The 24,624-nt window shown below is 72.5% G+C and carries 21 protein-coding genes; 12 read left to right on the top strand and 9 right to left on the bottom strand.

Going from position 1 to position 24,624, the window contains the following annotated elements; genetic code table 11:
- Positions 1–172 precede the first annotated feature (172 nt).
- Positions 173–397, bottom strand: coding sequence for a hypothetical protein (locus ACH4PU_RS35635; protein ID WP_398282030.1), 225 nt, complete (start codon positions 395–397; stop codon positions 173–175).
- Complete coding sequence (locus tag ACH4PU_RS35640; protein WP_398282033.1) at positions 387–575, bottom strand: hypothetical protein; 189 nt, start codon at positions 573–575, stop codon at positions 387–389. The genes ACH4PU_RS35635 and ACH4PU_RS35640 overlap by 11 nt, the downstream gene beginning before the upstream one ends.
- Before the next feature lie 269 nt (positions 576–844).
- Here ACH4PU_RS35640 and ACH4PU_RS35645 point away from each other — a divergent pair, with 269 nt between their 5' ends.
- The 3 genes from ACH4PU_RS35645 to ACH4PU_RS35655 all read left to right on the top strand — a co-directional run bounded on the left by ACH4PU_RS35645 (position 845) and on the right by ACH4PU_RS35655 (position 3,420).
- A complete protein-coding gene (locus ACH4PU_RS35645) occupies positions 845–1,597 on the top strand; it encodes a DUF6879 family protein (RefSeq protein ID WP_398282036.1) in 753 nt (250 codons plus the stop codon).
- A gap of 16 nt (positions 1,598–1,613) precedes the next feature.
- Entirely contained in the window at positions 1,614–2,462 is an 849-nt protein-coding gene (locus ACH4PU_RS35650; RefSeq protein ID WP_398282039.1) for a helix-turn-helix domain-containing protein, read from the top strand.
- A 145-nt stretch (positions 2,463–2,607) separates the two neighbouring features.
- Positions 2,608–3,420, top strand: a complete 813-nt coding sequence (locus ACH4PU_RS35655) for a class I SAM-dependent methyltransferase (RefSeq protein ID WP_398282043.1) — start codon at positions 2,608–2,610, stop codon at positions 3,418–3,420.
- A 57-nt stretch (positions 3,421–3,477) separates the two neighbouring features.
- Here ACH4PU_RS35655 and ACH4PU_RS35660 read toward each other — a convergent pair whose 3' ends face one another.
- Both ACH4PU_RS35660 and speB read right to left on the bottom strand, forming a co-directional pair.
- The gene (locus ACH4PU_RS35660; RefSeq protein WP_398282046.1) at positions 3,478–7,263 is read right to left on the bottom strand and encodes an ABC transporter ATP-binding protein; all 3,786 of its coding nucleotides are present in this window, start codon (positions 7,261–7,263) and stop codon (positions 3,478–3,480) included.
- A gap of 111 nt (positions 7,264–7,374) precedes the next feature.
- Positions 7,375–8,352, bottom strand: a complete 978-nt coding sequence (gene speB / locus ACH4PU_RS35665; protein WP_398282049.1) for an agmatinase — start codon at positions 8,350–8,352, stop codon at positions 7,375–7,377.
- Between the two features lie 161 nt (positions 8,353–8,513).
- Here speB and ACH4PU_RS35670 point away from each other — a divergent pair, with 161 nt between their 5' ends.
- Positions 8,514–9,314 carry a phosphatase gene (locus ACH4PU_RS35670; RefSeq protein ID WP_398282052.1) on the top strand — a complete coding sequence of 267 codons (801 nt, stop codon included), beginning with the start codon at positions 8,514–8,516 and terminating at the stop codon, positions 9,312–9,314.
- Positions 9,315–9,476: 162 nt separating this feature from the next.
- Here ACH4PU_RS35670 and ACH4PU_RS35675 read toward each other — a convergent pair whose 3' ends face one another.
- The 4 genes from ACH4PU_RS35675 to ACH4PU_RS35690 form a co-directional block, all read right to left on the bottom strand.
- Positions 9,477–9,680 carry a hypothetical protein gene (locus ACH4PU_RS35675; protein WP_398282055.1) on the bottom strand — a complete coding sequence of 68 codons (204 nt, stop codon included), beginning with the start codon at positions 9,678–9,680 and terminating at the stop codon, positions 9,477–9,479.
- Positions 9,681–9,836: 156 nt separating this feature from the next.
- Complete coding sequence (locus ACH4PU_RS35680; protein WP_398282058.1) at positions 9,837–10,733, bottom strand: acyl-CoA thioesterase; 897 nt, start codon at positions 10,731–10,733, stop codon at positions 9,837–9,839.
- A gap of 28 nt (positions 10,734–10,761) precedes the next feature.
- Positions 10,762–11,919, bottom strand: coding sequence for an acyl-CoA dehydrogenase family protein (locus ACH4PU_RS35685; RefSeq protein WP_398282061.1), 1,158 nt, complete (start codon positions 11,917–11,919; stop codon positions 10,762–10,764).
- Positions 11,920–12,051: 132 nt separating this feature from the next.
- Positions 12,052–12,702, bottom strand: a complete 651-nt coding sequence (locus ACH4PU_RS35690; RefSeq protein WP_398282086.1) for a TetR/AcrR family transcriptional regulator — start codon at positions 12,700–12,702, stop codon at positions 12,052–12,054.
- 171 nt (positions 12,703–12,873) lie between these two features.
- Here ACH4PU_RS35690 and ACH4PU_RS35695 point away from each other — a divergent pair, with 171 nt between their 5' ends.
- The 7 genes from ACH4PU_RS35695 (at position 12,874) to glmS (ending at position 22,322) form a co-directional block, all read left to right on the top strand.
- Complete coding sequence (locus ACH4PU_RS35695) at positions 12,874–14,505, top strand: carboxyl transferase domain-containing protein (RefSeq protein ID WP_398282065.1); 1,632 nt, start codon at positions 12,874–12,876, stop codon at positions 14,503–14,505.
- Between the two features lie 14 nt (positions 14,506–14,519).
- Complete coding sequence (locus ACH4PU_RS35700; protein ID WP_398282068.1) at positions 14,520–16,907, top strand: acetyl/propionyl/methylcrotonyl-CoA carboxylase subunit alpha; 2,388 nt, start codon at positions 14,520–14,522, stop codon at positions 16,905–16,907.
- On the top strand, positions 16,904–17,845 hold the full coding sequence (locus ACH4PU_RS35705; protein ID WP_398282071.1) for a hydroxymethylglutaryl-CoA lyase: 942 nt from the start codon (positions 16,904–16,906) through the stop codon (positions 17,843–17,845). The genes ACH4PU_RS35700 and ACH4PU_RS35705 overlap by 4 nt, the downstream gene beginning before the upstream one ends.
- 6 nt (positions 17,846–17,851) lie before the next feature.
- A complete protein-coding gene (locus ACH4PU_RS35710; protein WP_398282090.1) occupies positions 17,852–19,012 on the top strand; it encodes an acyl-CoA dehydrogenase family protein in 1,161 nt (386 codons plus the stop codon).
- A gap of 116 nt (positions 19,013–19,128) precedes the next feature.
- A complete protein-coding gene (locus tag ACH4PU_RS35715) occupies positions 19,129–20,025 on the top strand; it encodes a DUF4429 domain-containing protein (RefSeq protein WP_398282074.1) in 897 nt (298 codons plus the stop codon).
- An 87-nt stretch (positions 20,026–20,112) separates the two neighbouring features.
- The gene (locus tag ACH4PU_RS35720; protein WP_185946059.1) at positions 20,113–20,388 is read left to right on the top strand and encodes a hypothetical protein; all 276 of its coding nucleotides are present in this window, start codon (positions 20,113–20,115) and stop codon (positions 20,386–20,388) included.
- A 113-nt stretch (positions 20,389–20,501) separates the two neighbouring features.
- Positions 20,502–22,322 carry a glutamine--fructose-6-phosphate transaminase (isomerizing) gene (gene glmS, locus ACH4PU_RS35725; protein ID WP_398282077.1) on the top strand — a complete coding sequence of 607 codons (1,821 nt, stop codon included), beginning with the start codon at positions 20,502–20,504 and terminating at the stop codon, positions 22,320–22,322.
- Between the two features lie 422 nt (positions 22,323–22,744).
- Here the strand turns inward: glmS and ACH4PU_RS35730 are convergent, their stop codons facing one another.
- The gene (locus tag ACH4PU_RS35730; RefSeq protein WP_398282080.1) at positions 22,745–23,266 is read right to left on the bottom strand and encodes a universal stress protein; all 522 of its coding nucleotides are present in this window, start codon (positions 23,264–23,266) and stop codon (positions 22,745–22,747) included.
- A 461-nt stretch (positions 23,267–23,727) separates the two neighbouring features.
- On the opposite strand from ACH4PU_RS35730, the gene ACH4PU_RS35735 reads away from it, so the two are divergent.
- Positions 23,728–24,171, top strand: coding sequence for a hypothetical protein (locus ACH4PU_RS35735; RefSeq protein WP_398282083.1), 444 nt, complete (start codon positions 23,728–23,730; stop codon positions 24,169–24,171).
- The last annotated feature ends 453 nt before the right edge of the window (positions 24,172–24,624 follow it).

Raw genomic sequence — 24,624 nt, forward strand, 5'->3', positions numbered from 1 at the left:
ACATGATCAGGCGGAGGCCGCCTCAGCGTCCGACGAATGCTCAGGTCAGCGACCCAGTTCGAGGCACATTTCGACGCCAGGGGTTAAAGAACAAGCTCAGGGCATCCAGTACGTTCACGGCCGCGCGACGCGCCGCTCACCGGCGGAACCTCACCACCGCTCCCCGCAGCCGTCACCATCCGCGCCGACCCTCCCGGTTCAGCTCGCGCACGCGGGCGCGGAGCTTGTCGGTGGTGGTGGCGCGGCGGTAGCGCACGGGCCGCCAGGTGCGGCCGCCGCCGAAGGGGCGCAGGGTGATCTGCCGGGTCTCCTGATCCCACCCGACGACGACCCCGAACCGGTCGAGCTCGGTGTCGAGAATGAGTTCGAGCGGTTGAGGGATCCAGTCATCGACCACGGTGCACCTCGTCCCCGTGCCGCAGCCCCTCGCGGCGCAGCAGCTCCGCGCGGGCCCAGTCGTGCGCGCGCTCGGCGGCGTGCCGGGCATCGGCGACGCGTGCGCACTCGGGACACGGCACGTGCGGGTTGGGTACGAAGGCGGGCCGGGCTGCGACGCCCAAGTGCAGATGTGTCACGCGCCACCCCCGGCCGGTCCCGGAGCGGCGGGCGTGTCCCGGCCCGGCTCGCGCCTCTGTGGCCGGCCGTCGGCCACCTGCGGCTTCTCGTCGTTCATGTCGCCAGACGCTAGAGAGCAATGCAGGCAGACTCCACGCGGTGTTCGCGCATGTTCTCACCAGGTAGCGGCTTGGTCTCGCATGGTCACACGTCATCCCCGCTGCGCAGTACCACCGAGGTGGCGACCCGTAGATGCTTGACTGATCCGTCGACCGGGAAGGACGTGTTCATGGCACGGAGGCTGCGCTTCAACGGCACCGGAAGTGGCGAAGGTGGCTGCCCGAGCGTGCACGAGGATCTGGACAGCCGGGAGATCATCGTGCACGGACCACCCCTCACCGACTCCGAGGACATCGCTCAACTTCGGCACCTGTCACCCGGGGAGGTACCCATCGTCGTCCCACGCGAGCTACTCGTGGATTTCGGCCCCAAGGAGGTCGAGCGCGTGCCCCGCATTATCTCCCTGGAAGCCTTCGGAAAGCTATTCGAGATCTTCGAGCACAGCGCCTGGCGGCTTGAGACCCGAGCACGGTACGCCTCCGACGAATCCACCGACACATACGCCCAGTTCCTCAATGGCGAGCATCCGCAATGGGACCTCACCACTCCCTGGTCGGTGACCATCCGGAAGAAGACTGCGGGTGGGGCGACAGTCGGCCGAGTGCGCGTTGTCGATGACCCGCCGACTCCGGGGCAGCAATACCTCCTGGCACACGCCGAGAAGAACATCGCGCTCGGCGAAGAGATTCGGCACCTGTGGCGCGTGGACGCCGAACAGCGGAACCTGCCCGCCGAGGACTTCTGGATCTTCGACTCCCGGCTGGTCGCCCTGCTCAACTTCGACGAGGCCGACAACCTCGTCGACGTCGAACTGATCACCGAACCGGCAGAAGTCAACCGGTACGCTCAAGTGCGGGACGCGGCCTGGCATTACGCGGTCGAACACGCGGTGTTCACGGCCGGGCTCGGACTCGCCGAGTAGCCGTTAGCGTGTACCGGTGAGCACCGACTTCCAGCAGGCCCGAGTAGCTCTCGGAGCGCGGCTCAGGGAGCTGCGCACCTCCGGTCCTGACGGTCGGCTCACCGGTACGGCGCTCGCGGAGCGGTTAGGCTGGCCGCACTCCAAGGTTTACAAACTGGAGAACGGGCGCCAGACGGCGACAGCCGAAGACCTCACCGTCTGGGCGGAAGCGACCGGTCAGCCGGCGGTCGCCGACGAGCTGCACTCCCGCCTCAGAGGGCTGGAATCACGCCATCGTTCCTGGCGGCGCCAACTGTCGGCGGGCCACCGCGCCGTCCAGGAAGTGCACAACGCGGCACAGGCGAACTCGGCCGTCCTGCGCGCCTGGGAATCCTCCTGGATTGTCGGGGTCCTCCAGACGCCCGACTACGCCCGTGCCATCCTGACCCGCTTCAGCGAACTCCACCGGTCGAAGCACGACGTCGAAGACGCGGTACGCGCCCGCATGCAACGGCAGTCGGGGCTGTACGACGCGAACAGGCGCTATCACGTGCTGCTCTGGGAGGCGGTCCTGCACACCCGGATCTGCCCGCCCTCCGTGCTCGCGGGCCAGCTCGATCGGCTCCTGGGGATCGTCGGCCTCGACACGGTCGAACTCGGCATCGTGCCGCTCGGAGCGACCCTGAAGGTCCCGCCCGGGGTCGGATTCTGGATCTACGACGACCGCCAGGTGATCGTCGAGACCTGGGACGCGGAGCTATGGCTGGACGACACCGACAGTGTCACCACTCACCTACGCACCTGGTCCGCGCTGCGTGAGTCCGCAGTGTTCGGATCCGAGGCGCAGCGGCTCATCAGTCAGGCGCGGCGCGCCCTGAGCACGTGATCGCCAGAGCTGCTCGGCGCCCCAGGGCCCGGACGTCGGGCCCGCCTCCGCGCCCGGCGCAGGAAAAGCGAGGGCGCCGGCCCTCGCGCATGTGCCAGGCTCACCCGAGCGGTTGCGCGGAAACGGTGCGGAGGGGAGCCCGGGCATGGAGAGGGACGACGAGGCCACGCGGTGCAACCGCCTGAACTGGGACGAGCGCGCCGGGATCCACGGTCAGGACCGCTACTACGACACGGCGGGTTTCCTCGCGGGTGGCAGCTCGCTGCGGGAGGCCGAGTTGTCGCTCGCCGGGGATGTGGAAGGCCGGAAGCTGCTCCACCTCCAGTGCCACACCGGCCTCGACACCCTGAGCTGGGCGCGCCGGGGAGCCGAGGTCACCGGGCTGGACTTCTCCCCGGTCGCCGTCCGGCGGGCCCGTGAACTCGCCGAACGCGCGGGCCTGACAGCCGCCTTCGTGGAAGGGGACGCCCGGCGCCTGCCGCCGGAGTTGCACGGCCGGTTCGACGTGGTCGTCGCGACGTACGGGGTGTTCACCTGGATCGACGACGTGGCTGCCTGGGCGGCCAGCGCCGCGGCGGCACTACGCCCGGGCGGGCGGCTGGTCGTCGTGGACATCCACCCGCTGGCCCAGATGATCGATCGCGCCGACCCGCTCGTCGTCGACGCGTCGTACGCGAACACGGGTCCGCAACACTTCCGTTCGGAGACCAGTTACGCCGATCCGTCGACGCCGCTGCGTCACCAGGAGACGGTCCAGTGGTCGCACTCGCTGGGCGAGATCGTATCGGCGGTCGCCGGGGCCGGACTGGCCGTCGAAGCCCTCGAGGAGTACCTGTCGAGCGACCGCGACGACCGGGAGCAGGTCCTGCAGCAGGGACCGGACGGCCGCTGGCGGCTGCCGATCTGGCCGCACGACCTGCCCGTCCTGTTCGGCCTCGCCGCCGTCAAGCCCGCCTGACGGCCGGCGCCCGCGCGCGAAGAGACGCGCGAAGCGGCAGGACGACGGGCACACCCCTCACGCCCCCACCCCGAGCGCCTCCTCACGCCCCGCGCCGCCCGCGAACGTGCGCCACAGTTCCGCGTACCGGCCGTCCAGCGCCAGCAGTTCGGCATGCGTGCCGTCCTCCACGACCCGGCCCCCGTCCAGGACGACCACCCGGTCCGCCCGCGCCGCCGTCGTCAGACGGTGGGCGACGACGAGCGTCGTCCGCCGCCCGGCCAGGCGGTCCGTCGCCTCGTTGACCAGCGCTTCCGTGGCGAGGTCGAGGGCGGCCGTCGCCTCGTCCAGGAGCAGGATGTCCGGGTCGACGAGTTCCGCCCGCGCCAGGGCGATCAACTGCCGCTGCCCGGCGGAGAGGTTGCGCCCGCGCTCGGCCACCGCATGCAGGTAGCCGCCGTCCAGCGTCGCGATCATCGGGTGCGCACCCACGGCCCGCGCCGCCGCCTCCACCTCCGCGTCGGTCGCGTCCGGGCGGCCGTAGGCGATGGCGTCGCGGACGGTGCCGGGGAAGAGGTAGGGCTCCTGCGGGACGACGCCCAGGCGGTGGTGGTACGCCACCGGGTCCAGGGACCGCAGGTCGTGGCCGTCCACCAGGACCGCCCCCGCCGTCGGGTCGTAGTAGCGGGCGACCATCTTCACCAGCGTGGACTTGCCCGCGCCCGTCTCGCCGACGAACGCGACGGTCTGGCCGGCCGGGATGGTCAGGTCGATGCCGCTGAGGGCCTGGGCGCGGCCGCCGGTGTCGGAGTCGTCCGAGCCGTAGCGGAAGTGCACGCCGTCGAAGACGATCTCCCCGCGCAGCTTCCGCACCGGACGCGGATCCTCCGCCACCGGCGTGGACGTCCGCTCCCGCAGCAGCGCCTGGATCCGGCCCAGCGAGACCGTGGCCTGCTGGTAGCCGTCGAAGACCTGGGAGAGCTGCTGCACGGGGGCGAAGAAGAGGTCGATGTAGAGCAGGTAGGCGACCAGCGCGCCGGTGGTCAGCGTGCCGTCGTCCACCCGGCCCGCGCCGACGATCAGCACGGCCGCCGACGCCACCGACGAGAGGAGCTGGACGAAGGGGAAGTAGACCGAGATCAGCCACTGGCCGCGCACCCGCGCCCGCCGGTAGCCGTCGCTCCGCTCGGCGAACCGGTCGGCGCCCGCCTCCTCGCGGCGGTACGCCTGGACGATCCGCAGCCCGGCGACGCTCTCCTGGAGGTCGGCGTTGACCAGCCCGACCCGCTCCCGGGCGAGTTCGTACGCCTTGACGCTCTGCCGCCGGAAGAAGACCGTGCCGACGACGAGCAGCGGCAGCGTCGCGAAGACCACCAGGGCCAGCTGCACGTCGATGACGAGCAGCGCGACGAGGATGCCGAGGAAGGTGAGGACGGAGACGACGGCGGTGACGAGACCGGTCTGGAGGAACGAGGACAGGGCGTCCACGTCCGTCGTCATCCGCGTCATGATCTTGCCGGTGAGCTCGCGCTCGTAGTAGTCGAGGCCGAGCCGCTGGAGCTGCGCGAAGATCTTCAGCCGGAGGCTGTAGAGGACGCGTTCACCGGTCCGGCCGGTCACCCGGGTCTCGCCGACCTGCGCCGCCCACTGGGCGACGACGACCAGCAGCGCCAGCCCGGAGGCCGCCCACACCGCGCCGAGCGCCATCCGCTCCACGCCCTGGTCGATGCCGTGCCGGATCAGCACCGGCAGCAGCAGCCCGGCGATCGCGTCGACGGCCACCAGCAGCAGGCTCACCGCCAGCGGCGCGCCGAAGCCGCACAGCAGCTGCCGCAGCCCGTACGCCTCCTCGGGGCGGGCGGCCCGCTCCTCGTCGATGTCCGGGGTGTCGGTGGCCGGCGGCAGGGCCGCGACCTTGGCGAGGAGTTCGGGGGTGGCGGGCATGCCGGTGAGGGAGCCGTGCGGATCGTCCGCTTCCGGCAAGCCGTCCCGGTTCCAGAGCGCGGGCGTGACGCCGTCCACGCGGCCGTCCACCGCGTCCTCGACGGTGTCGACGGGCGGTTCCGTGGCGCCCGCCGGGTCCTTGGCGACGCCGCCCAGCTCGTCGGGGTCGGTCAGCAGCCGCCGGTAGAGGGCGCAGCGCTCCTGGAGCTCGTCCGCCGTGCCGACGTCCACCAGCCGGCCGCCGTCGAGGACGGCGATCCGGTCGGCGAGGCCGAGGGTGGACGCCCGGTGGGCGATCAGCAGCGTCGTCCGGCCGGCCATGACGCCGCGCAGCGCCTCGTGGATCTCGTGCTCGACGCGGGCGTCGACCGCCGAGGTGGCGTCGTCGAGGAGGAGCAGCCGGGGGTCGGCGAGGATCGCGCGGGCGAGGGCGATGCGCTGCCGCTGGCCGCCGGAGAGGGTGAGTCCCTGCTCGCCGACCTTGGTGTCGTAGCCCTCGGGCAGCGCGGAGATGAAGCCGTCGGCCTGCGCGGCCCGGGCGGCGGCGCGGACCTGCTCGTCGGTGGCGCCGGGGAGGCCGTAGGCGATGTTGTCGCGGACGCTGTCGGAGAACAGGAAGCTGTCCTCCGGCACCAGGCCGATCGCGGCCCGCAGCGAGGCGTGGGTGAGGTCGCGGACGTCGTGCCCGCCGATCCGGACGGCGCCGGACGTCACGTCGTAGAAGCGCGGCAGCAGCAGGGACAGCGTCGACTTGCCGCTGCCGGAGGCGCCGACGACGGCGACGGTCTCGCCCGGTTCGATCCGCAGGGTGACGCCGTCGAGGACGGGCCGCTTGGCGTCGTAGCCGAACGAGATGTCGTCGAACTCGACGGTCGCGGGCGCGTCGGCGGGCAGCTCGTGGGCGTCGGGGCGCTCGTCGATGACGGGCTCGGTGTCGATGAGTTCGAGGACCCGCTCGACGCCGGCGCGGGCCTGCTGCCCGACGGTCAGGATCATCGTCAGCATCCGCACGGGACCGATGAGCTGGGCGAGGTAGGTGGAGAAGGCGACGAACGTGCCGAGGGTGATCTGCCCGCGCGTCGCCAGCCAGCCGCCGAGCGCGAGCATGGCCACCTGGCCGAGCGCGGGGACGGCCTGGAGGGCCGGGGTGTAGCGGGAGTTGAGCCGGACCGTGCGCAGCCGCCCGGCGAACAGCCGGCGGCTGACCTTCCGGAGCTTGCCGGACTCCTGGGCCTCCTGCCCGAAGCCCTTGACGACCCGGACACCGCCGACCGCGCCGTCCACCACACCGGCGACGGCCGCGGCCTGCCCCTGGGCGTACCAGGTGGCGGGGAAGAGCTTGGTGCGGCTGCGGGAGGCGAGGAACCACAGGGCGGGGGCGACGGCGAGGGCGACCACGGTGAGCAGCGGTGAGAGGACCGCCATCACGACCAGCGAGATCAGGAAGAGGAGGATGTTGCCGATCATCATCGGCAGCATGAACAGCAGGCCCTGGATCAGCTGGAGGTCGCTGGTGGCCCGGCCGACGACCTGGCCGGTGGAGAGCTCGTCCTGCCGCTTGCCGTCCAGCCGGGCTATGGACGCGTACATCTCGGTGCGCAGGTCGTGCTGGACGTCGAGGGCCAGCCGGCCGCCGTAGTAGCGGCGGACGTAGGTGAGGCCGTAGACGACGGCCGCGGCGACGATCAGCAGGGTGGCCCAGGGGGCCAGCGGGCGGTGGTGACCACCGATGACGTCATCGATGATCACCTTGGGTATGAGGGGGACGAGGGCCGTGACGGCCATGCCGCCCAGCGAGGAGCCCAGCGCCAGCAGCACCGCCCGCCGGTACCGCCAGCAGTACCCGGCGAGCCGCCTGGCCCAGCTCGGCCCGTCCGTCCGTTGCTCCGCCTTCGCCGCCTTCTCCACCTGATCCGCCACCCGGGTCCTCCCGCCTCGTACGCCTTACCGAGAGGCGCAAACGCCGGGAGGGGCGGATTTCATCCCGCCGTTACGAACGGGGGCGGCGCCGGGCGCCGCCCCTCCGCTCGATCAGCCCTGCTCGCGAGCCGCCGCGATCTGCCGCGACATGATCGTCGTCAGCTCGTACGCCGTGTGGGACGCGGCCACGGCCGTGATCTCGGCGTGGTCGTAGGCGGGCGCGACCTCGACGACGTCCGCCGAGACCAGGTTGCAGGAGGCCAGGCCGCGCAGGATCTCCAGCAGCTCGCGGGAGGTCATGCCGCCCGCCTCGGGGGTGCCGGTGCCGGGGGCGTGCGCCGGGTCGAGGCAGTCGATGTCGATCGAGATGTACAGCGGGCGGTCGCCGATGCGCTGGCGGAGCTGGTCGGCGACCTCGTCGGCGCCGCGGCGGTAGACGTCCGCGGAGGTGACGATGCCGAAGCCCATCTTCTCGTCGTCGGTCAGGTCCTGCTTGCCGTACAGCGGGCCGCGGGTGCCGACGTGGGAGAGGGCGGAAGTGTCGAGGATGCCCTCCTCGACGGCCCGGCGGAACGGGGTGCCGTGGGTGTACTCGGCGCCGAAGTAGGTGTCCCAGGTGTCCAGGTGCGCGTCGAAGTGCAGCAGCGCGACCGGGCCGTGCTTCTTGGCGACCGAGCGGAGCAGCGGCAGCGCGATGGTGTGGTCGCCGCCGAGCGTCATCATGCGGGCGCCGGTGCCGAGGAGGTCGTCGGCCGCGGCCTCGATCGTCTCGACGGCCTCGTTGATGTCGAACGGGTTGGCGGCGATGTCACCGGCGTCCGCGACCTGCGCGAGGGCGAACGGCGACGCGTCCTGCGCAGGGTTGTAGGGGCGCAGCAGCCGGGACGCCTCGCGGATGGCGTTGCCGCCGAAGCGGGCGCCGGGGCGGTAGGAGACGCCGGTGTCGAAGGGCACGCCGACGACGGCGACGTCGGCCGTGCCGACCTCGTCGAGCCGCGGCAGCCGGGCGAAGGTCGCCGGTCCGGCGTAGCGCGGGATGCGGGACGAGTCGACGGGGCCGCGCGGTTCACGGGGGGCGTCGGTGGTCATGCGGGGAGCCTCTCGGATCGCTGCCTGGGACGTTCCCGAGGGTAGGCAGGGGCCGGGGTTCCGCACATGTACGGAATTGTGCGTCCGGGCTCCCCTTATGGACACCGCGTCCATCGCGGGCGGGGGGAGACCGCGGATCGGCGGGCGGGAAGAATGCACCCATGCCGACGCCGCAGACCGTACCCAGCCGAGCCGAGCTGTTCGACCACCTCGTCCGCACACGCATCGCGGGAGTCGTCGCGACGCCCCGCCAGAACAGCCTCGACCACTACCGCAAGCTCGCGCACGGGGACCGGTCGCACTGGCTGGGCGTGGAGCTGGGCGACCGCTGGAGGGACGAGCAGGACGTGCTGGCCGTCATGGCCGAGCGCTGCGGGGTCAGCGACGACCCCGCGCTGCGGTCCGGTCAGGACACCATCGACCCCGAGCTGACGATCACCGCGCTGGAGCGGGCGGCCTCGTTCCTGCGCAAGGCGGCGGAGGCGCGGCAGCGGGTGCTGTTCGCCACCGGCCACCCCGGCGGCCTGCTCGACGTGCACCGGGCGACGGCCGCGGCCCTGCGCGCCGCCGGCTGCGAGATCGTCTCCGTGCCCGGCGTGCCGCGGGCGGACGAGGGCGCGGTGTACCAGGTCGCGGACGTGGCGGTGTTCGAGCGCGGGGCCACGCTGTGGCACACCCACTCCCCCGCCCCGATGGCGGCGGTCCTGGACGGGCTGGCGCGCGAGGGCCGCCCGCTGCCCGACCTGGTCGTCGCCGATCACGGGTGGGCGGGGTGCGCGGCGCAGTACGGGATCGACACGGTCGGCTTCGCGGACTGCAACGATCCGGCGCTGTTCCTGGCGGAGGCGGAGGGGCTGCTGCGGGTGGCGGTGCCGCTCGACGACCATGTCGTCGATCCTCGGTTCTACGAGCCGGTGACGGCGTACCTGCTGGACGCGGCGGGGTTGCCGGGGGTGGGGTGACCTTCCCCGGTCCCGCCCTTTCACCTTTTCTTGCGGGGGCAAGCCCCCGCACCCCCGAAGCGCCCTCCGGGCAACCGCGCGTAGCGGGGTTTCAGGGGATTGCGGGTCACTCCCCGCAGAAACGGTGAAAGGGCGGGACCGGGGCCAAGTCCCCCACCGCAGTCAGGCTGTCCGCCCGTTCCAGCCCCGGACGCACAGCCACGTACCCCCGTACAGCGCCCCGGCCTCGACGGCGCGCCCGGCGAGGCCGAAGGCGAAGCGGGAGCCGCCGGTCTGATCCACGAGCCACTGGTGCCAGAAGAACATCACCAGGATCGTCAGGACGATGACGACGGCCCCGGCGGCCATCAGCAGGATGTTGCGCACGAATCTCCCCCCTCTTCCGGCCGACGAGCCTACCGAGAACGGATGAGGAAGCGTCAGCCGGTACTGGCCACCGGCCGACGACGGCTGCCGGCCGGTGACGCGACAACGGCCCACGACAACCGTCAGCCGGCAGCAGGCACCGGCCCACGACAACCGTCAGTCCCGCGTACGCGGAATCCGTACCAACCCCTCCTGAATCACCGACACCGCCAGCTCCCCGCCCTCCGTGAAGATCCGGCCGCGGGCCAGTCCCCGGCCGCCCTGGGAGGTGGGGCTCTCCTGGTCGTAGAGCAGCCACTCGTCCGCGCGGAACGGCCGGTGGAACCACATGGCGTGGTCCAGGCTGGCGCCGACGACGTCGCCGACCACCCAGCCGCCGCGGCCGTGGGCGAGCAGGACGGAGTCGAGCAGCGTCATGTCGGAGACGTAGGTGGCCAGGCAGACGTGGAGCAGCGGGTCGTCGGCGAGCTTGCCGTTGGTGCGGAACCACACCTGCGACCGCGGTTCGCGCGGCTCCCCGTACCGGGCGAACGGCGGGTCGCCGACGTACCGCAGGTCGACCGCGGCCCGGGCCTCCAGCAGCCGCTCGACGACGTCCGGGCCCGCGAACCGGTCGGCGTACCGGGGCAGCAGCTCGGCGGCGGTCGGCAGGGTGAGCGGGTCGGGCGCGGGCGGGGCCGGCTCCTGGTGCTCCAGCCCCTCCTCGTGGAGCTGGAAGGAGGCCGAGAGGTGGAAGATCGGCCGGCCGCGCTGGACGGCCACCACGCGGCGAGTGGTGAAGGAGCGGCCGTCGCGGATGCGGTCCACCGTGTAGACGATGGGCGCGCCGGGGTCGCCCGCGCGCAGGAAGTAGGCGTGCAGGGAGTGCGGGAAGCGGTCGTCCGGGACCGTCCGGCCGGCCGCGACCAGCGCCTGGGCGGCGACCTGGCCGCCGAAGACGCGGGGGATCAGGGCGGGCCGGCTGGTGCCGCGGAAGATGTCCTCCTCGATCCGTTCGAGGTCGAGGAGGTCGAGGAGGTCCTGCAGCGGGGCCGGGGCCGGGGGTTCGTTCACGTGCGGTGCCGTTCCGTTCTCACAGTCGTCACAGGCCCATCGACTTGGCGACGATGGAGCGCATGACCTCGCTGGTGCCGCCGTAGATCCGGCTGACGCGGGTGTCGGCGTACAGCCGGGCGATGGGGTACTCCATCATGTAGCCGTAACCGCCGTGCAGCTGGAGGCACTTGTCGATGACCACGGCGGCGCGCTCGGTGGTGAAGAGCTTGGCGGAGGCGGCGTCGGCGGCGCTCAGCTCGCGCGCGTCGTGCGCGTCCAGCGCCCGGTCGACGACGGCCTGCATGGCGTCGACCTCGGCCTTGCAGTCGGCGAGGACGAACTTGGTGTTCTGGAACGAGGCCACCGGCTGCCCGAAGACCGTGCGCTCGGCCACGTACTTCCGCGCGAACTCCACGGCGGCGGCGGACTGCGCGTACGCCGAGAAGGCGATGCCCAGCCGCTCCTGCGGCAGGTTGTGCGCGAGGTAGGAGAACGCCTTGCCCTCCTCGCCGAGCCGGTCGCCGACGGGCACCTTGACGTCGGTGAAGGAGAGTTCGGCGGTGTCGGAGGTCTTCAGGCCCAGCTTCTCCAGCTTGCGGCCGACCGCGTAGCCCTCGGAGCGGGCGTCGACGAAGAGGAGCGTGATCCCGCCGCGCCGGTCCTCGGGGGTGGGCGGCGCGGTGCGGGCGCAGACGATCACCCGGTCGGCGAGCACGCCGCCGGTGATGAAGGTCTTGGCACCGTTGAGGACGTAGTGGCTGCCGTCGGCGGAGAGCTTGGCGGTGGTCTTCATGCCGGCCAGGTCGGAGCCGGTGCCGGGCTCGGTCATGGCGATGGCCGTCATCATGTCGCCGCTGACGAACGGCGGCAGCCAGCGCCGCTTCTGCTCCTCGGTGGCGTACTCCAGCAGGTACGGCAGGACGAGCGCGGTGTGCACGCTGCTGCCGCCGAAGCTGACGGCCGCGCGGGCGCACTCCTCGGTGATGACGGCCTGGTACTTGAAGCTCGTCTCGCCGGCGCCGCCGTACTCCTCGGGGACCTCGATGCCGAAGACGCCCAGTTCGCCGAGCTTCTTGTAGAAGTCGCGCGGCGCCTGCCCGGCCTCGCGCCAGTCGTCGTAGTACGGGACGACTTCCGCGGCGATGAAGGCGCGGATGGTCTCCCGGAACGCCTCGTGGTCCTCGTTGAACACCGTCCGACGCACAACTACCCCCTCGGCGGGGCCGGTTCCGCCGCCCCCGGTCGGCTGAGCGCTTGCTCAGCGAAAGCTACCCGGCGGTCTCCGGGACTGTCCAGATCCCGCCGGAGGCCGGTCGTGTCGGTGACGTGAGCGGCTCTAGAGGCGGACGGGGCCGGTGAGCGCCGAGAGGGCGCCGTGCGCCAGCCGGCGGAGCAGCGCGGCGGTGGCGTCGCGGCCGGGCAGCCCGCCCGCGCGGCCGAGGTGCGGGGTGGAGTTGAGCAGGCCGAACACCGCGTGCACGGCGGCCCGGGCGTCGTCCTCGGCGACCCCGGGGTGCAGCGCGCGCACCACCTCGACCCACAGCTCCACGTACTGCCGCTGGAGCGAGCGGACCTGCTTGCGGTCGACGTCGCGGAGCTGCCCCAGCTCCCGGTCGTGCAGGATGATCAGCGCGCGGTCGTCCAGGGCGAAGTCGATGTGCCCGTCGATCAGCGAGTCCAGTACGGCGGCGGGCCCGGCGTCCGCCGCCTCGGCCGCGGCCCGGCGCTCCCGCCCGCTCGTCAGGAGCCGGCCGCTGATGCCGACCAGCAGCTCGGCGAGCATCGCGTCCTTGCCCGCGAAGTGGCGGTAGAGCCCGGGGCCGCTGATGCCGACCGCGGCCCCTATCTCGTCCACCCCGACGCCGTGGAAACCGCGCTCGGCGAAGAGGCGGGCGGCCTCGCGGAGGATCTGCTCGCGGCGGGTGGGAGCGGGGGCGGCGGGGCCGACAGGGGCGGCGGCGGACGGCCGGGCGGCGGTCTCCGCCACGGGGGCGGATCCGGCCGCTCCGGCGGCTGCGCGGGCGGGGTTCACGGAGGTCACCAGCAAATTGTAGACAGCGCCGTTAGCGGCCGTTAACCTGAAGAGGATCTGTTAACGGTTATTAACCGCAACGGTTGTTCACCGCACGTGGCACGGGAGCAAGGGAGCTTCGAGTCCATGCAGCAGGCACCGGCGCTGACCAGCGCCGCAGATCCGGCGTCCGAAGGCTGGCGCGGCAACGAGGCCGCGCACCGCGAGCTCGTCGCGCGGCTGCGCGAGAAGCTCGCCGCGGCCCGGCTCGGCGGGGGCGAGCACGCCCGCGCCCGGCACACCGCGCGGGGCAAGCTGCTCCCCCGGGACCGGGTGGACACCCTGCTGGACCCCGGCTCCCCCTTCCTCGAACTGGCCCCGCTGGCCGCCGACGGCATGTACGGCGGGGCGGCCCCCGCCGCCGGGGTGATCGCGGGCATCGGCCGGGTCTCGGGCCGCGAGGTGGTGATCGTCGCCAACGACGCGACGGTCAAGGGCGGCACCTACTACCCGATGACCGTCAAGAAGCACCTCCGGGCCCAGGAGATCGCCCTGGAGAACCGGCTCCCCTGCCTCTATCTGGTGGACTCCGGCGGCGCCTTCCTCCCCATGCAGGACGAGGTCTTCCCGGACCGCGAGCACTTCGGCCGGATCTTCTACAACCAGGCCCGGATGTCCGGCGCCGGCATCCCGCAGATCGCGGCCGTCCTCGGCTCCTGCACGGCCGGCGGCGCCTACGTCCCGGCGATGAGCGACGAGGCCGTGATCGTCCGCGACCAGGGCACGATCTTCCTGGGCGGCCCGCCGCTGGTGAAGGCGGCCACCGGCGAGGTCGTCACCGCCGAGGAGCTGGGCGGCGGCGAGGTGCACTCCAAGGTCTCCGGCGTCACCGACCACCTCGCGGAGGACGACGCGCACGCGCTGCGGATCGTCCGCACGATCGTCTCGACGCTCGGCGACCGCGGGCCGCTCCCCTGGCGGGTGGAGCCCGTCGAGGAGCCCAAGGCCGACCCCGCCGGGCTCTACGGCGTCGTCCCCGTCGACTCCCGCACCCCCTACGACGTCCGCGAGGTCATCGCGCGGGTGGTGGACGGCTCGCGGTTCGCCGAGTTCAAGGCCGAGTTCGGGCAGACGCTGGTGACCGGCTTCGCCCGGATCCACGGCCACCCGGTCGGGATCATCGCCAACAACGGCATCCTCTTCGCCGAATCCGCCCAGAAGGGCGCCCACTTCATCGAGCTCTGCGACCAGCGCGGCATACCCCTGGTCTTCCTCCAGAACATCTCCGGCTTCATGGTCGGCCGGCAGTACGAGGCCGGCGGCATCGCCAAGCACGGCGCCAAGATGGTGACGGCGGTGGCCTGCGCCCGCGTCCCCAAGCTGACGGTCGTCATCGGCGGCTCGTACGGCGCCGGCAACTACTCGATGTGCGGCCGGGCCTACTCGCCCCGCTTCCTGTGGATGTGGCCCAACGCCAAGATCTCCGTCATGGGCGGCGAGCAGGCCGCCTCCGTCCTCGCCACCGTCAAGCGCGACCAGCTGGAGGCGCGCGGCGAGGAGTGGAGCGCGGACGACGAGGAGGCGTTCAAGGCGCCCGTCCGCGAGCAGTACGAGACCCAGGGCAACGCCTACTACGCGACCGCGCGGCTGTGGGACGACGGCGTCATCGACCCGCTGGAGACCCGCCGGGTCCTCGGCCTCGCCCTCACCGCCTGCGCCAACGCCCCCCTGCCCGAACGCGACCCGAACGCGCCCGCATACGGCGTCTTCCGGATGTGAGAGGAGACGTGACGATGTTCGAGAGTGTCCTGGTCGCCAACCGAGGCGAGATCGCCGTCCGCGTCATCCGCACCCTGCGCGAGCTGGGCATCCGCTCGGTCGCCGTGTACAGCGACGCGGACGCCGACGCCCGGCACGTCCGCGAGGCCGACACGGCCGTCCGCCTCGGCCCCGCCTCCGCCGCCGAGAGCTACCTGTCCGTCGAACGGCTGCTGGCCGCCGCCGAACGGGCCGGCGCGCAGGCCGTCCACCCCGGCTACGGCTTCCTCGCCGAGAACGCGGCCTTCGCCCGCGCCTGCGCGGACGCCGGCCTGGTCTTCATCGGCCCGCCGGCCGACGCGATCGACCTCATGGGCGACAAGATCCGCGCGAAGGAGACGGTCCGGGCGGCGGGCGTCCCGGTCGTCCCGGGCTCGTCGGGCAGCGGCCTGACGGATGCCCAACTGATCGACGCCGCTCGGGAGATCGGCATGCCGGTCCTCCTGAAGCCGTCCGCGGGCGGCGGCGGCAAGGGCATGCGGCTGGTCCGCGACGAGGCGCTGCTCGCCGAGGAGATCGCGGCGGCCCGGCGCGAGGCGCGCGGCTCCTTCGGCGACGACACGCTGCTGGTGGAGCGGTGGATCGACCGCCCCCGGCACATCGAGATCCAGGTCCTCGCGGACGGCCACGGCAACGTCGTCCACCTCGGCGAGCGCGAGTGCTCGCTCCAGCGCCGCCACCAGAAGATCATCGAAGAGGCGCCGAGCGTCCTGCTCGACGAGGCCACCCGTGCCGCGATGGGCGCCGCCGCCGTCCAGGCGGCCCGCTCCTGCGGCTACACCGGCGCGGGCACGGTCGAGTTCATCGTCCCCGGCGGCGACCCGTCCGCGTACTACTTCATGGAGATGAACACCCGCCTCCAGGTCGAGCACCCGGTGACGGAGCTGGTCACGGGCCTGGACCTGGTGGAATGGCAGCTCCGCGTGGCGGCGGGCGAGCCCCTGGACCTCGCCCAGGACGACGTGTCGCTCACCGGCCACGCCGTCGAGGCCCGCATCTGCGCCGAGGTCCCGGCCCGCGGCTTCCTCCCGTCCGCCGGCACGATCGTCGCCCTCCACGAACCGGAGGGCCCGGGCGTCCGCGTCGACTCCGGCCTGCTCCCGGGCACGGAGGTCGGCACCGACTACGACCCGATGCTCGCCAAGGTCATCGCGTACGGCCCCGACCGCGCCACGGCCCTCCGCCGCCTGCGCGCCGCCCTCGCGGACACGACCATCCTCGGCCTGGAGACCAACACCGGCTTCCTCCGCCGCCTCCTGGCCCACCCGGCGGTGGTCTCGGGCGACCTGGACACGGGCCTGGTCGACCGCGACGGCCCGTCCCTCCTGTCGGACACGGTCCCGGACGAGGTGTACGCGACGGCGGCCCTGACCCGGCAGGCCGCCCTGTCCCCGGCCGCCGCTTCCGCCGACTGGACCGACCCCTTCTCCGTCCCCGACGCCTGGCGCCTCGGCGGCGAGCCCGCCTGGACACCGCACCACCTGCGGGTGCCGGGGCGCGATCCGGTGACGGTCCGGGTCCGGACGACGGTGTCGGGGACCGAGGTGCGGCTGGACGCGCCGGAGGGCGCGGCGGTGCCTGCGGGCCTGGCCGGCGCGGGCGCGGCCACCGGCAGCCGTCCTGACGGCACAGCGGTCGGCGGTCGGTCCGCCGGCGGGTCGGCCGGCACACTCGACGCGGCGGCGGCCACGGGCGGCGCGCCCGGCGGTCGTACGGCCGGCGCGAGCACGACGGAGACGACGGCGCCCGGGCGCCCGGCGCGGCCGGAGCCGGCCGGGGCGACCGGAACCACGGGCGAACCGGCAACGGCAGCCGGGCCGAAGGCGCCGTCAGGTGCGGCCGCCACCCTGCCCGCGCAGCAGGGCAAGGGCGCCGGGGGGTCCGTGGGCCTGCCCCCGGTTTCGGGAAGGGGAGGGGCTGGGGAGCAGCCCGCCGCAGGCGCCCCCCGCCGCGCCCGCCTCTTCCGCACCGGCCCTCACCGCCTCACCCTCGACCTCGACGGCCGCACCACCCCCTTCGTCACCAGCCCCGACGGAACGTGGCTGGCGCACGCCGGCGACACCTGGCACGTCCTCGACCACGACCCCGTAGCCGCCGGAGGCGCGAGCGCCGCCGCGCACGCCGGAGCGCTCACCGCGCCCATGCCCGGCACGGTCACCGTCGTGAAGGCGACCGTCGGGGACACGGTCACCGCCGGCCAGAGCCTGCTCGTCGTGGAGGCGATGAAGATGGAGCACGTCATCGCCGCGCCGCACGACGGCACGGTCACGGAACTGGACGTCACCCCCGGCAGCACGGTCGCCATGGACCAGGTCCTGGCCGTCGTCGCCCCGGATCAGCCCGCCGCCCAGGAGGAAGCATGACGGCCGACGGCCTGCCCATGCCCGTACGGGACCCCGCCCTCCCGGACCGCGTCCGGATCCACGAGGTCGGCCCCCGCGACGGCCTGCAGAACGAGAAGGCGATCGTCCCGGTCGAGGTGAAGGCGGACTTCATCCGCCGCCTCGCCGACGCGGGCCTGCGCACGATCGAGGCGACGAGCTTCGTCCGCCCCGAGTGGGTGCCGCAGCTCGCGGACGCCGAGGAGCTCCTGCCCCTCGTCGACGGGATCGGCGTCCGCCTCCCCGTCCTCGTCCCCAACGAGCGCGGCCTGGACCGCGCCCTCGCCCTGGGCGCACGCGAGGTCGCGGTCTTCGCCAGCGCCACGGAGTCGTTCGCCAAGGCCAACCTCAACCGCACGGTCGACGCCTCGCTCGCCATGTTCGAGCCGGTGGTCCGCCGGGCGAAGGACGAGGGCGCCCGCGTCCGCGGCTACCTGTCGATGTGCTTCGGCGACCCCTGGGAGGGCCCGGTCCCGATCGAGCGGGTCGCGGACGTCGGCCGCCGCCTGTACGAGCTGGGCTGCGACGAGCTGAGCCTCGGCGACACGATCGGCGTCGCCACCCCGGGCCAGGTCACGGCCCTCCTCACGGCGTTCAACGCGGCGGGCGTCCCCACCGATCACCTCGCCGTGCACTTCCACGACACCTACGGCCAGGCCCTGGCCAACACCCTCACGGCCCTGCGCCACGGCGTGACCACCGTGGACGCCTCGTCGGGCGGCCTCGGCGGCTGCCCGTACGCGAAGAGCGCCACCGGCAACCTCGCCACCGAAGACCTCGTCTGGATGCTCCACGGCCTCGGTATCGACACCGGGGTCGACCTCGGCCGGCTCACCGCCACAAGCGTGTGGATGGCCGCCCACCTGGGACGGCCGAGCCCGTCCCGTACCGTCCGCGCCATCTCCCACCAGGAGTCCTGAGCCATGCTGGACCACCGCCTCACCCCCGAGCACGAGGAACTCCGGCGCACCGTCGAGGAGTTCGCCCACGACGTGATCGCCCCGAAGATCGGCGACTTCTACGAGCGCCACGAGTTCCCCTACGAGATCGTCCGCGACATGGGCCGCATGGGCCTCTTCGGCCTGCCCTTCCCCGAGGAGTACGGCGGGATGGGCGGCGACTACCTCGCGCTGGGCATCGCCCTGGAGGAGCTGGCCCGCGTCGACTCGTCCGTGGCGATCACCCTGGAGGCCGGCGTCTCCCTGGGCGCCATGCCGATCTTCCGCTTCGGCACGGAGGAGCAGAGGCGCGAGTGGCTGCCCCGGCTGTGCGCCGGCGAGATCCTGGGCGGCTTCGGGCTGACGGAGCCGGAGTGCGGTTCGGACGCGGGCGGCACCCGCACCACCGCCCGGCTGGACGAGGGCACGGACGAGTGGGTCATCAACGGCACCAAGTGCTTCATCACCAACTCGGGCACCGACATCACCGCCCTGGTCACCGTCACCGCGGTCACCGGCCGTACGCCGGACGGCAAGCCGCTGATCTCCTCGATCATCGTCCCGTCCGGCACCCCCGGCTTCACCGTCGCGGCCCCCTACTCCAAGGTCGGCTGGAACGCCTCGGACACCCGTGAGCTGTCCTTCTCCGACGTCCGGGTGCCGCGCGCGAACCTGCTGGGCGAGGAGGGCCGGGGTTACGCCCAGTTCCTGCGGATACTCGACGAGGGCCGGATCGCCATCTCCGCGCTGGCCACCGGCCTGGCGCAGGGCTGCGTCGACGAGTCGCTGACGTACGCGAGGACCCGGCGGGCCTTCGGCCGGCCGATCGGCGACAACCAGGCGATCCAGTTCAAGATCGCCGACATGGAGATGCGCACCCACACCGCCCGTCTCGCCTGGCGCGACGCCGCCTCCCGGCTGGTGCACGGCGAGCCGTTCAAGAAGCAGGCGGCGCTGGCCAAGCTCTACTCGTCGGAGATCGCGGTCGACAACGCCCGCGAGGCCACCCAGATCCACGGCGGCTACGGCTTCATGAACGAGTACCCGGTGGCCCGGATGTGGCGCGACGCCAAGATCCTGGAGATCGGCGAGGGCACCAGCGAGGTCCAGCGGATGCTGATCGCCCGGGAGCTGGGCCTCACGGGCTGACGCCGGACGGCGGGCCCGGGGGCGGCGCGTACGGCACCCGCCGCCCCCGGGCCCGCGTACCGTCCGCGCCCCCGCCCGGCCTGCCCAAGCCGCCTCCCGCCTGCGAGAATTCGCCCATGGCAGAGATCTTCCAGAAGGACGGCACGTGGACGTTCGACGGGGACGCGATACGCATCGTCCCGGGCCGGGAGCGCGGGGTCCATCTGGTCCGCCAGACGCTGGGTGAGCTGACCGTGCCGCTGGAGGCCGTGGCGGGCATCGCCTTCGAGCCGGGCCGCAAGGCCGGCCGGCTGCGGCTGCGGCTGCGCGAGGGGGCCGACCCGCTGTCCCAGGTGACGCGCGGCCGGATGGCGGACGCCATCGACCCGTACCAGCTCAAGACGGAACCGGACCGGGCCGGCGTCGCCGAGTACTTCGCGGAGGAGGTCCGTACCGCCCTGCTGCTGGAGCAGGTGCCGGACGGCCCGGCGGACCGCTATCTGCTGCCCGGCCCCGCCGTCCCGCTGGCGGTCGGCGCCGGGGACGGCACCGCCTCCTTCGACGGCGAGACGGTCCGGCTGGAGTGGAACTGGGCCACCGACGACGGCAAGGCGTCGGGCGGCCCGCGGGAGCTGGCGCTGGCCGACATCACGGGCGTGGAGTGGCTGCCGAGCATCGGGCTGGAGAACGGCTACCTGCGGTTCGTCGTCCGGGGCGCGCCCTCGAAGACGCCAGCCAAGCACGACCCGAACGCCATCGAGCTCTTCGGCTTCAAGAAGGACGGGCTGATGGCCCTGCTGGGCGCCGCCGTCACGGCCCGGCTGCCGCACCCCTCGGCCCCGGTGCACGAGGTCCCGGCGGCGGCGCCCGCCACGGCCGCCGCGCTCGACCGGGCCCCGTCCGACGCGCCGCCGGCCGACGATCACGACACCCTGCTCCGCCGGCTGCGGGAACTGGGCGAGCTGCACCGCTCCGGGATTCTCACGGACGAGGAGTTCACCGCCGCGAAACAGGCGATTCTCCAGCGTTTCTAAGCAAAACGATCAACACTTTGCCACCACTCTTGCCCGAAATCGGGCAGGATTCTTGCGAAACGCTCCGGAACCCCTCAGTATCAACGGGTGCTCGAACGCCGTATGTCCCATGACGACCTGGTGGACCACCTGGTGCGCAGCACGCCGCTCCAGCGCGGCGAGGCCGCCCGGGTGGTCCTGGACGTCCTGGCGTACTTCGACGAGACGGCCGAGGAGTTCGTCCGCCGCCGCCACCGCGAACTGCAGTCCGGTGGCCTGGCGAACGCGGAGATCTTCGAGCGGATCGCGGCGGAGCTGCCGCACCGCGCGGTCGCCCCGCCCCCGCTCTCGCTGCGCCAGCTGCGGCGCATCGTCTACGGCTGAGACCGTCTACGGCCGAGGCGGACCGGGGTCCGGGACGGAGCGTCCCCGGCAGGACGGCGGCTGCTGCCGCCCGCGGGCATCATCGATCGTTTGTCAGGGAGGGTCATCACCTTATGTGCGGAATCGTCGGTTACATCGGGAAGCGCGACGTCGCCCCGCTGCTGCTCGAAGGGCTGCAGCGACTGGAGTACCGCGGCTACGACTCCGCGGGCATCGCCCTGCACGCGAGCGGCAAGGCCGGCGGCCTGAAGACCGCCAAGGCCAAGGGCCGCGTGCGCGAGCTGGAGGCGCGCCTCCCCAAGCGCTTCAACGGCACCACCGGCATCGCGCACACCCGCTGGGCCACCCACGGCGCCCCCAACGACGTCAACGCGCACCCGCACGTGGACGCCGACGAGAAGGTCGCCGTCGTCCACAACGGCATCATCGACAACGCCTCCGAGCTGCGCGCCAAGCTGACCGCCGACGGCGTGACGTTCCTCTCCGACACCGACACCGAGGTGCTCGCCCACCTCATCGGCCGCTCGCAGGCCGCCACGCTGGAGGAGAAGGTCCGCGATGCCGTCCGGCACATCGAGGGCACCTACGGCATCGCCGTGCTGCACGCCGACTTCCCGGACCGCATCGTCGTCGCCCGCAACGGCTCCCCGGTCGTCCTCGGCATAGGCGAGAAGGAGATGTTCGTCTCCTCCGACGTCGCCGCGCTGGTCAGCCACACCCGCCAGGTCGTCACCCTGGACGACGGCGAGATGGCCACCCTGAAGGCCGACGACTACCGCACCTACACCACCGAGGGCTCGACCACCTCGTCGCAGCCGACCACCGTGGAGTGGGAGGCCGAGTCGTACGACATGGGCGGCCACGACACGTACATGCACAAGGAGATCCACGAGCAGGCCGACGCCGTGGACCGCGCCCTGCGCGGCCGCATCGACGACCGCTTCTCCACCGTGCACCTCGGCGGCCTCAACCTGGACGCCCGTGACGCCCGCGCGGTGCGCCGGGTGAAGATCCTCGGCTGCGGCACCTCGTACCACGCCGGCCAGATCGGCGCCCAGATGATCGAGGAGCTGGCCCGCATCCCCGCGGACGCCGAGCCGGCCTCCGAGTTCCGCTACCGCAACCCGGTCGTGGACCCCGACACCCTCTACATCGCGGTGTCCCAGTCCGGTGAGACCTACGACGTGCTCGCCGCCGTCCAGGAGCTCAAGCGCAAGGGCGCCCGCGTCCTCGGCCTGGTCAACGTGGTCGGCTCGGCCATCGCCCGGGAGACCGACGGCGGCATCTACGTGCACGCGGGCCCCGAGGTCTGCGTCGTCTCCACCAAGTGCTTCACCAACATGGTGGTCTCCTTCGGCCTGCTCGCCCTGCACCTGGGCCGCACCCGCGACCTGTCCGTCGCCGACGGCAAGCGGATCATCGAGGGCCTGCGCAAGCTGCCCGCGCAGATCGAGGAGATCCTCGGCACCGAGGCGGAGATCGAGAAGCTGGCGGCCGAGTACGCCGACGCCAAGTCGATGATGTTCATCGGCCGTGTCCGGGGCTACCCGGTGGCCCGCGAGGCCTCCCTCAAGCTCAAGGAGGTCTCGTACATCCACGCCGAGGCCTACCCGGCGTCGGAGCTCAAGCACGGCCCGCTGGCCCTGATCGAGCCCGCCATGCCGACCGTCGCGATCGTCCCCGACGACGAGCTGCTGGAGAAGAACCGCGCCGCCCTGGAGGAGATCAAGGCCCGCAGCGGCCGCATCCTCGCCGTCGCGCACCAGGAGCAGGAGAAGGCCGACCACACCATCGTGGTGCCGAAGAACGAGGACGAGCTGGACCCGATCCTCATGGGCATCCCGCTCCAGCTCTTCGCCTACTACACGGCCAAGGCCATGGGCCGCGACATCGACAAGCCGCGCAACCTCGCCAAGTCCGTCACGGTCGAGTAGTCACGCCAGGCGGCCCTGCCCGTCACGCCTGACGGCCTTGTCCGTCACTCCAGACGGCTGGGTCCGCCACGCCTGACGGCCCCTCACGGCCGACGGCGCTCCCCGCGCGTGCCACCGGGCGCGCGGGGAGGACCGCCTCCCCGGTGCCGGCGCCGCCCTCGCGCCGGCGGTGATGCCACCGGTCCCGGGAACCGTCACCTCCCGCCCGGCGGCACGTTCGCTCACCGGACTTGTACCCGGGGGAAGCGGCTTTCGCACACCTGAGCAGGCGCGCGCTTCCGCAATGCGGGGCGCGCGCCGAGTCGCATCCGCCGGTGGCGCCGACACTCACCACCCCCATCGGCTACGGGAGTTGGGCATGAGACGGCGGGGGCGCCCCGTACGTCCCGGACACCCCCGCCGTCCCGTACACCTCAGAGACCTCAGGGAATGACCACCACGGGCCGCTGCGCCCGCCGGGCCAGCCGTCCGGCCACCGAGCCGAAGATCCGGCCGACGATCCCATGGGTGGAGCCCACCACGATGGCGTCGGCCGCGTACTCCCGCCCGACCTCCTCCAGCTCGTGACAGATGTCCCCGCCCCGCTCGACGAGGATCCAGGGCACCTCGGAGAGGTGGTCGGCGCAGGCCAGTTCCAGGCCCAGGACCTCGGTGCGATGGTCGGGGACGTCCACGAAGACCGGCGGTTCACAGCCCGCCCAGACGGTCGTCGGCAGCCGGTTGGCCACGTGGACGATGATCAGGCCCGAGCCGGAACGCCGGGCCATGCCGATTGCATAAGCAAGCGCCCGTTCGCTCGACGTGGAGCCGTCGAAACCCACCACGACACCGTGCTGGAACGCGGGATCGCAGGAATGACGTGCTTCTTCCACCGCTTCGGGAAGCGCCGTCTGATCGGCGATCCGCTTGCGGTCCGCGGGTTCGGAGAATTCGTGACCGGCCATCGGTGTCTCGGCGAAGGAAGTCCTCTTGCGGAGGGTCGGCGGTGGGCTGCGGTGGACTGAAGGGACATTTCCCGCTGTACGGGACACCGCGCGGGCGCATGGATGTCAGTACGGCGACAAAAATCCGTCCGGGATTCATCTTTTCAAGGACTTACCCCCCAGGGTACGGCCCCGCCCGCCGGGTGCCCAGAGGCCGGCCCGCCGAACGGGGCCGGAAGACGCCGGCGGCCGCCCGCCTGCGACGGCCGCCCCCGAGGGACGGACGTCCGGACGACGGGTGCGACACGCGGTGTCCCCTCGACGGGTGTGACGGCTGACGGGTGAGCGTTCCCCGGAGCATGCACGAGGGCCGCCCCCAGCGCAATGCCCCGTGTGTCCCTACCCCTGCCCGTTCGCCGAGTGACCCACACGCCGGACCCGCGTTGTACTACCGCCAGCAGCCGCCACCAGGGAGCCGCTCCGTGCCCGGAACCCGCGACGACGCCCACGCCGCCGAACCCGACCGGGAATCGCCCGATCCGGTGAGCGACGTGGTGCGCTGGGCGGCGTTCAGCTGCGCCCTGGTCCCCCTCGTCCTGCTGATGTGCGGCCGGTCCTTCGGCGGGGCGGCCGGCAGCGCCGCCGGCCTCGTGGCCCTCACCTGCGCCTGCCACGTCCTCCTCCGGCGCTCCGAACGGGCCGCCGGCCGCGCCCCGCGGGCTGTCGGCCGGGGTGGCGCGGGCCGCCGGACGGACCGGGGCGAACAGCCCGCCGGAGCACTCGAAGAGGACTTGGGAGAGGCCCTCGCAGGGGCACTCGAACGAGTCGCGCCACCGGTCTCCCCGCACCGCGGTCGGCACGGTCGCACCGGTACCGGTACGCATCGCGGCGCACGCCATCCGGGCGCCAGTACGTACGTCGACTGATTTTTCGTACGCCCACACCCGTATGTTTTCGGCCAACTTCAGGCCGAGGGCCCTCGCTTGGCCTGACCAGCCCCCAACAGCCGGGCGACCAGCAAGGAAAGGACCGCTGAGGGCGGTTGATCCCTACGGCGCGGGGGCAGAGCCGAGAGGCGTACTTTTCAGCGGGGCCTGCAAGTGCAACGCTTCGTGATCGAACGCTTCGCGCCAAGTTGTCATGTCGACATAGAGCCGGATGGTGAACTGGTCACCGCGACTACATCCGACACAGTAGATTCGATCTTGGCCATGACCGGCGGGGGAACCGTTCAGGACCGAGGGGAAACGTGCAGGACCGAGAGGACTCGACCGCCGAGGGGGGCTTAGAGCGTGTCCTATGTGGTGAGGCGTCGTTGTTCACAGCATGGGGCGGGGAACGTGGGACTGGATTGTTCCGGACGGGTTGTGGGAGATCGC

The sequence above is a fragment of the Streptomyces sp. NPDC021100 genome (genome assembly GCF_044333095.1).
In the GTDB taxonomy this organism is placed as follows: Bacteria; Actinomycetota; Actinomycetes; order Streptomycetales; family Streptomycetaceae; genus Streptomyces.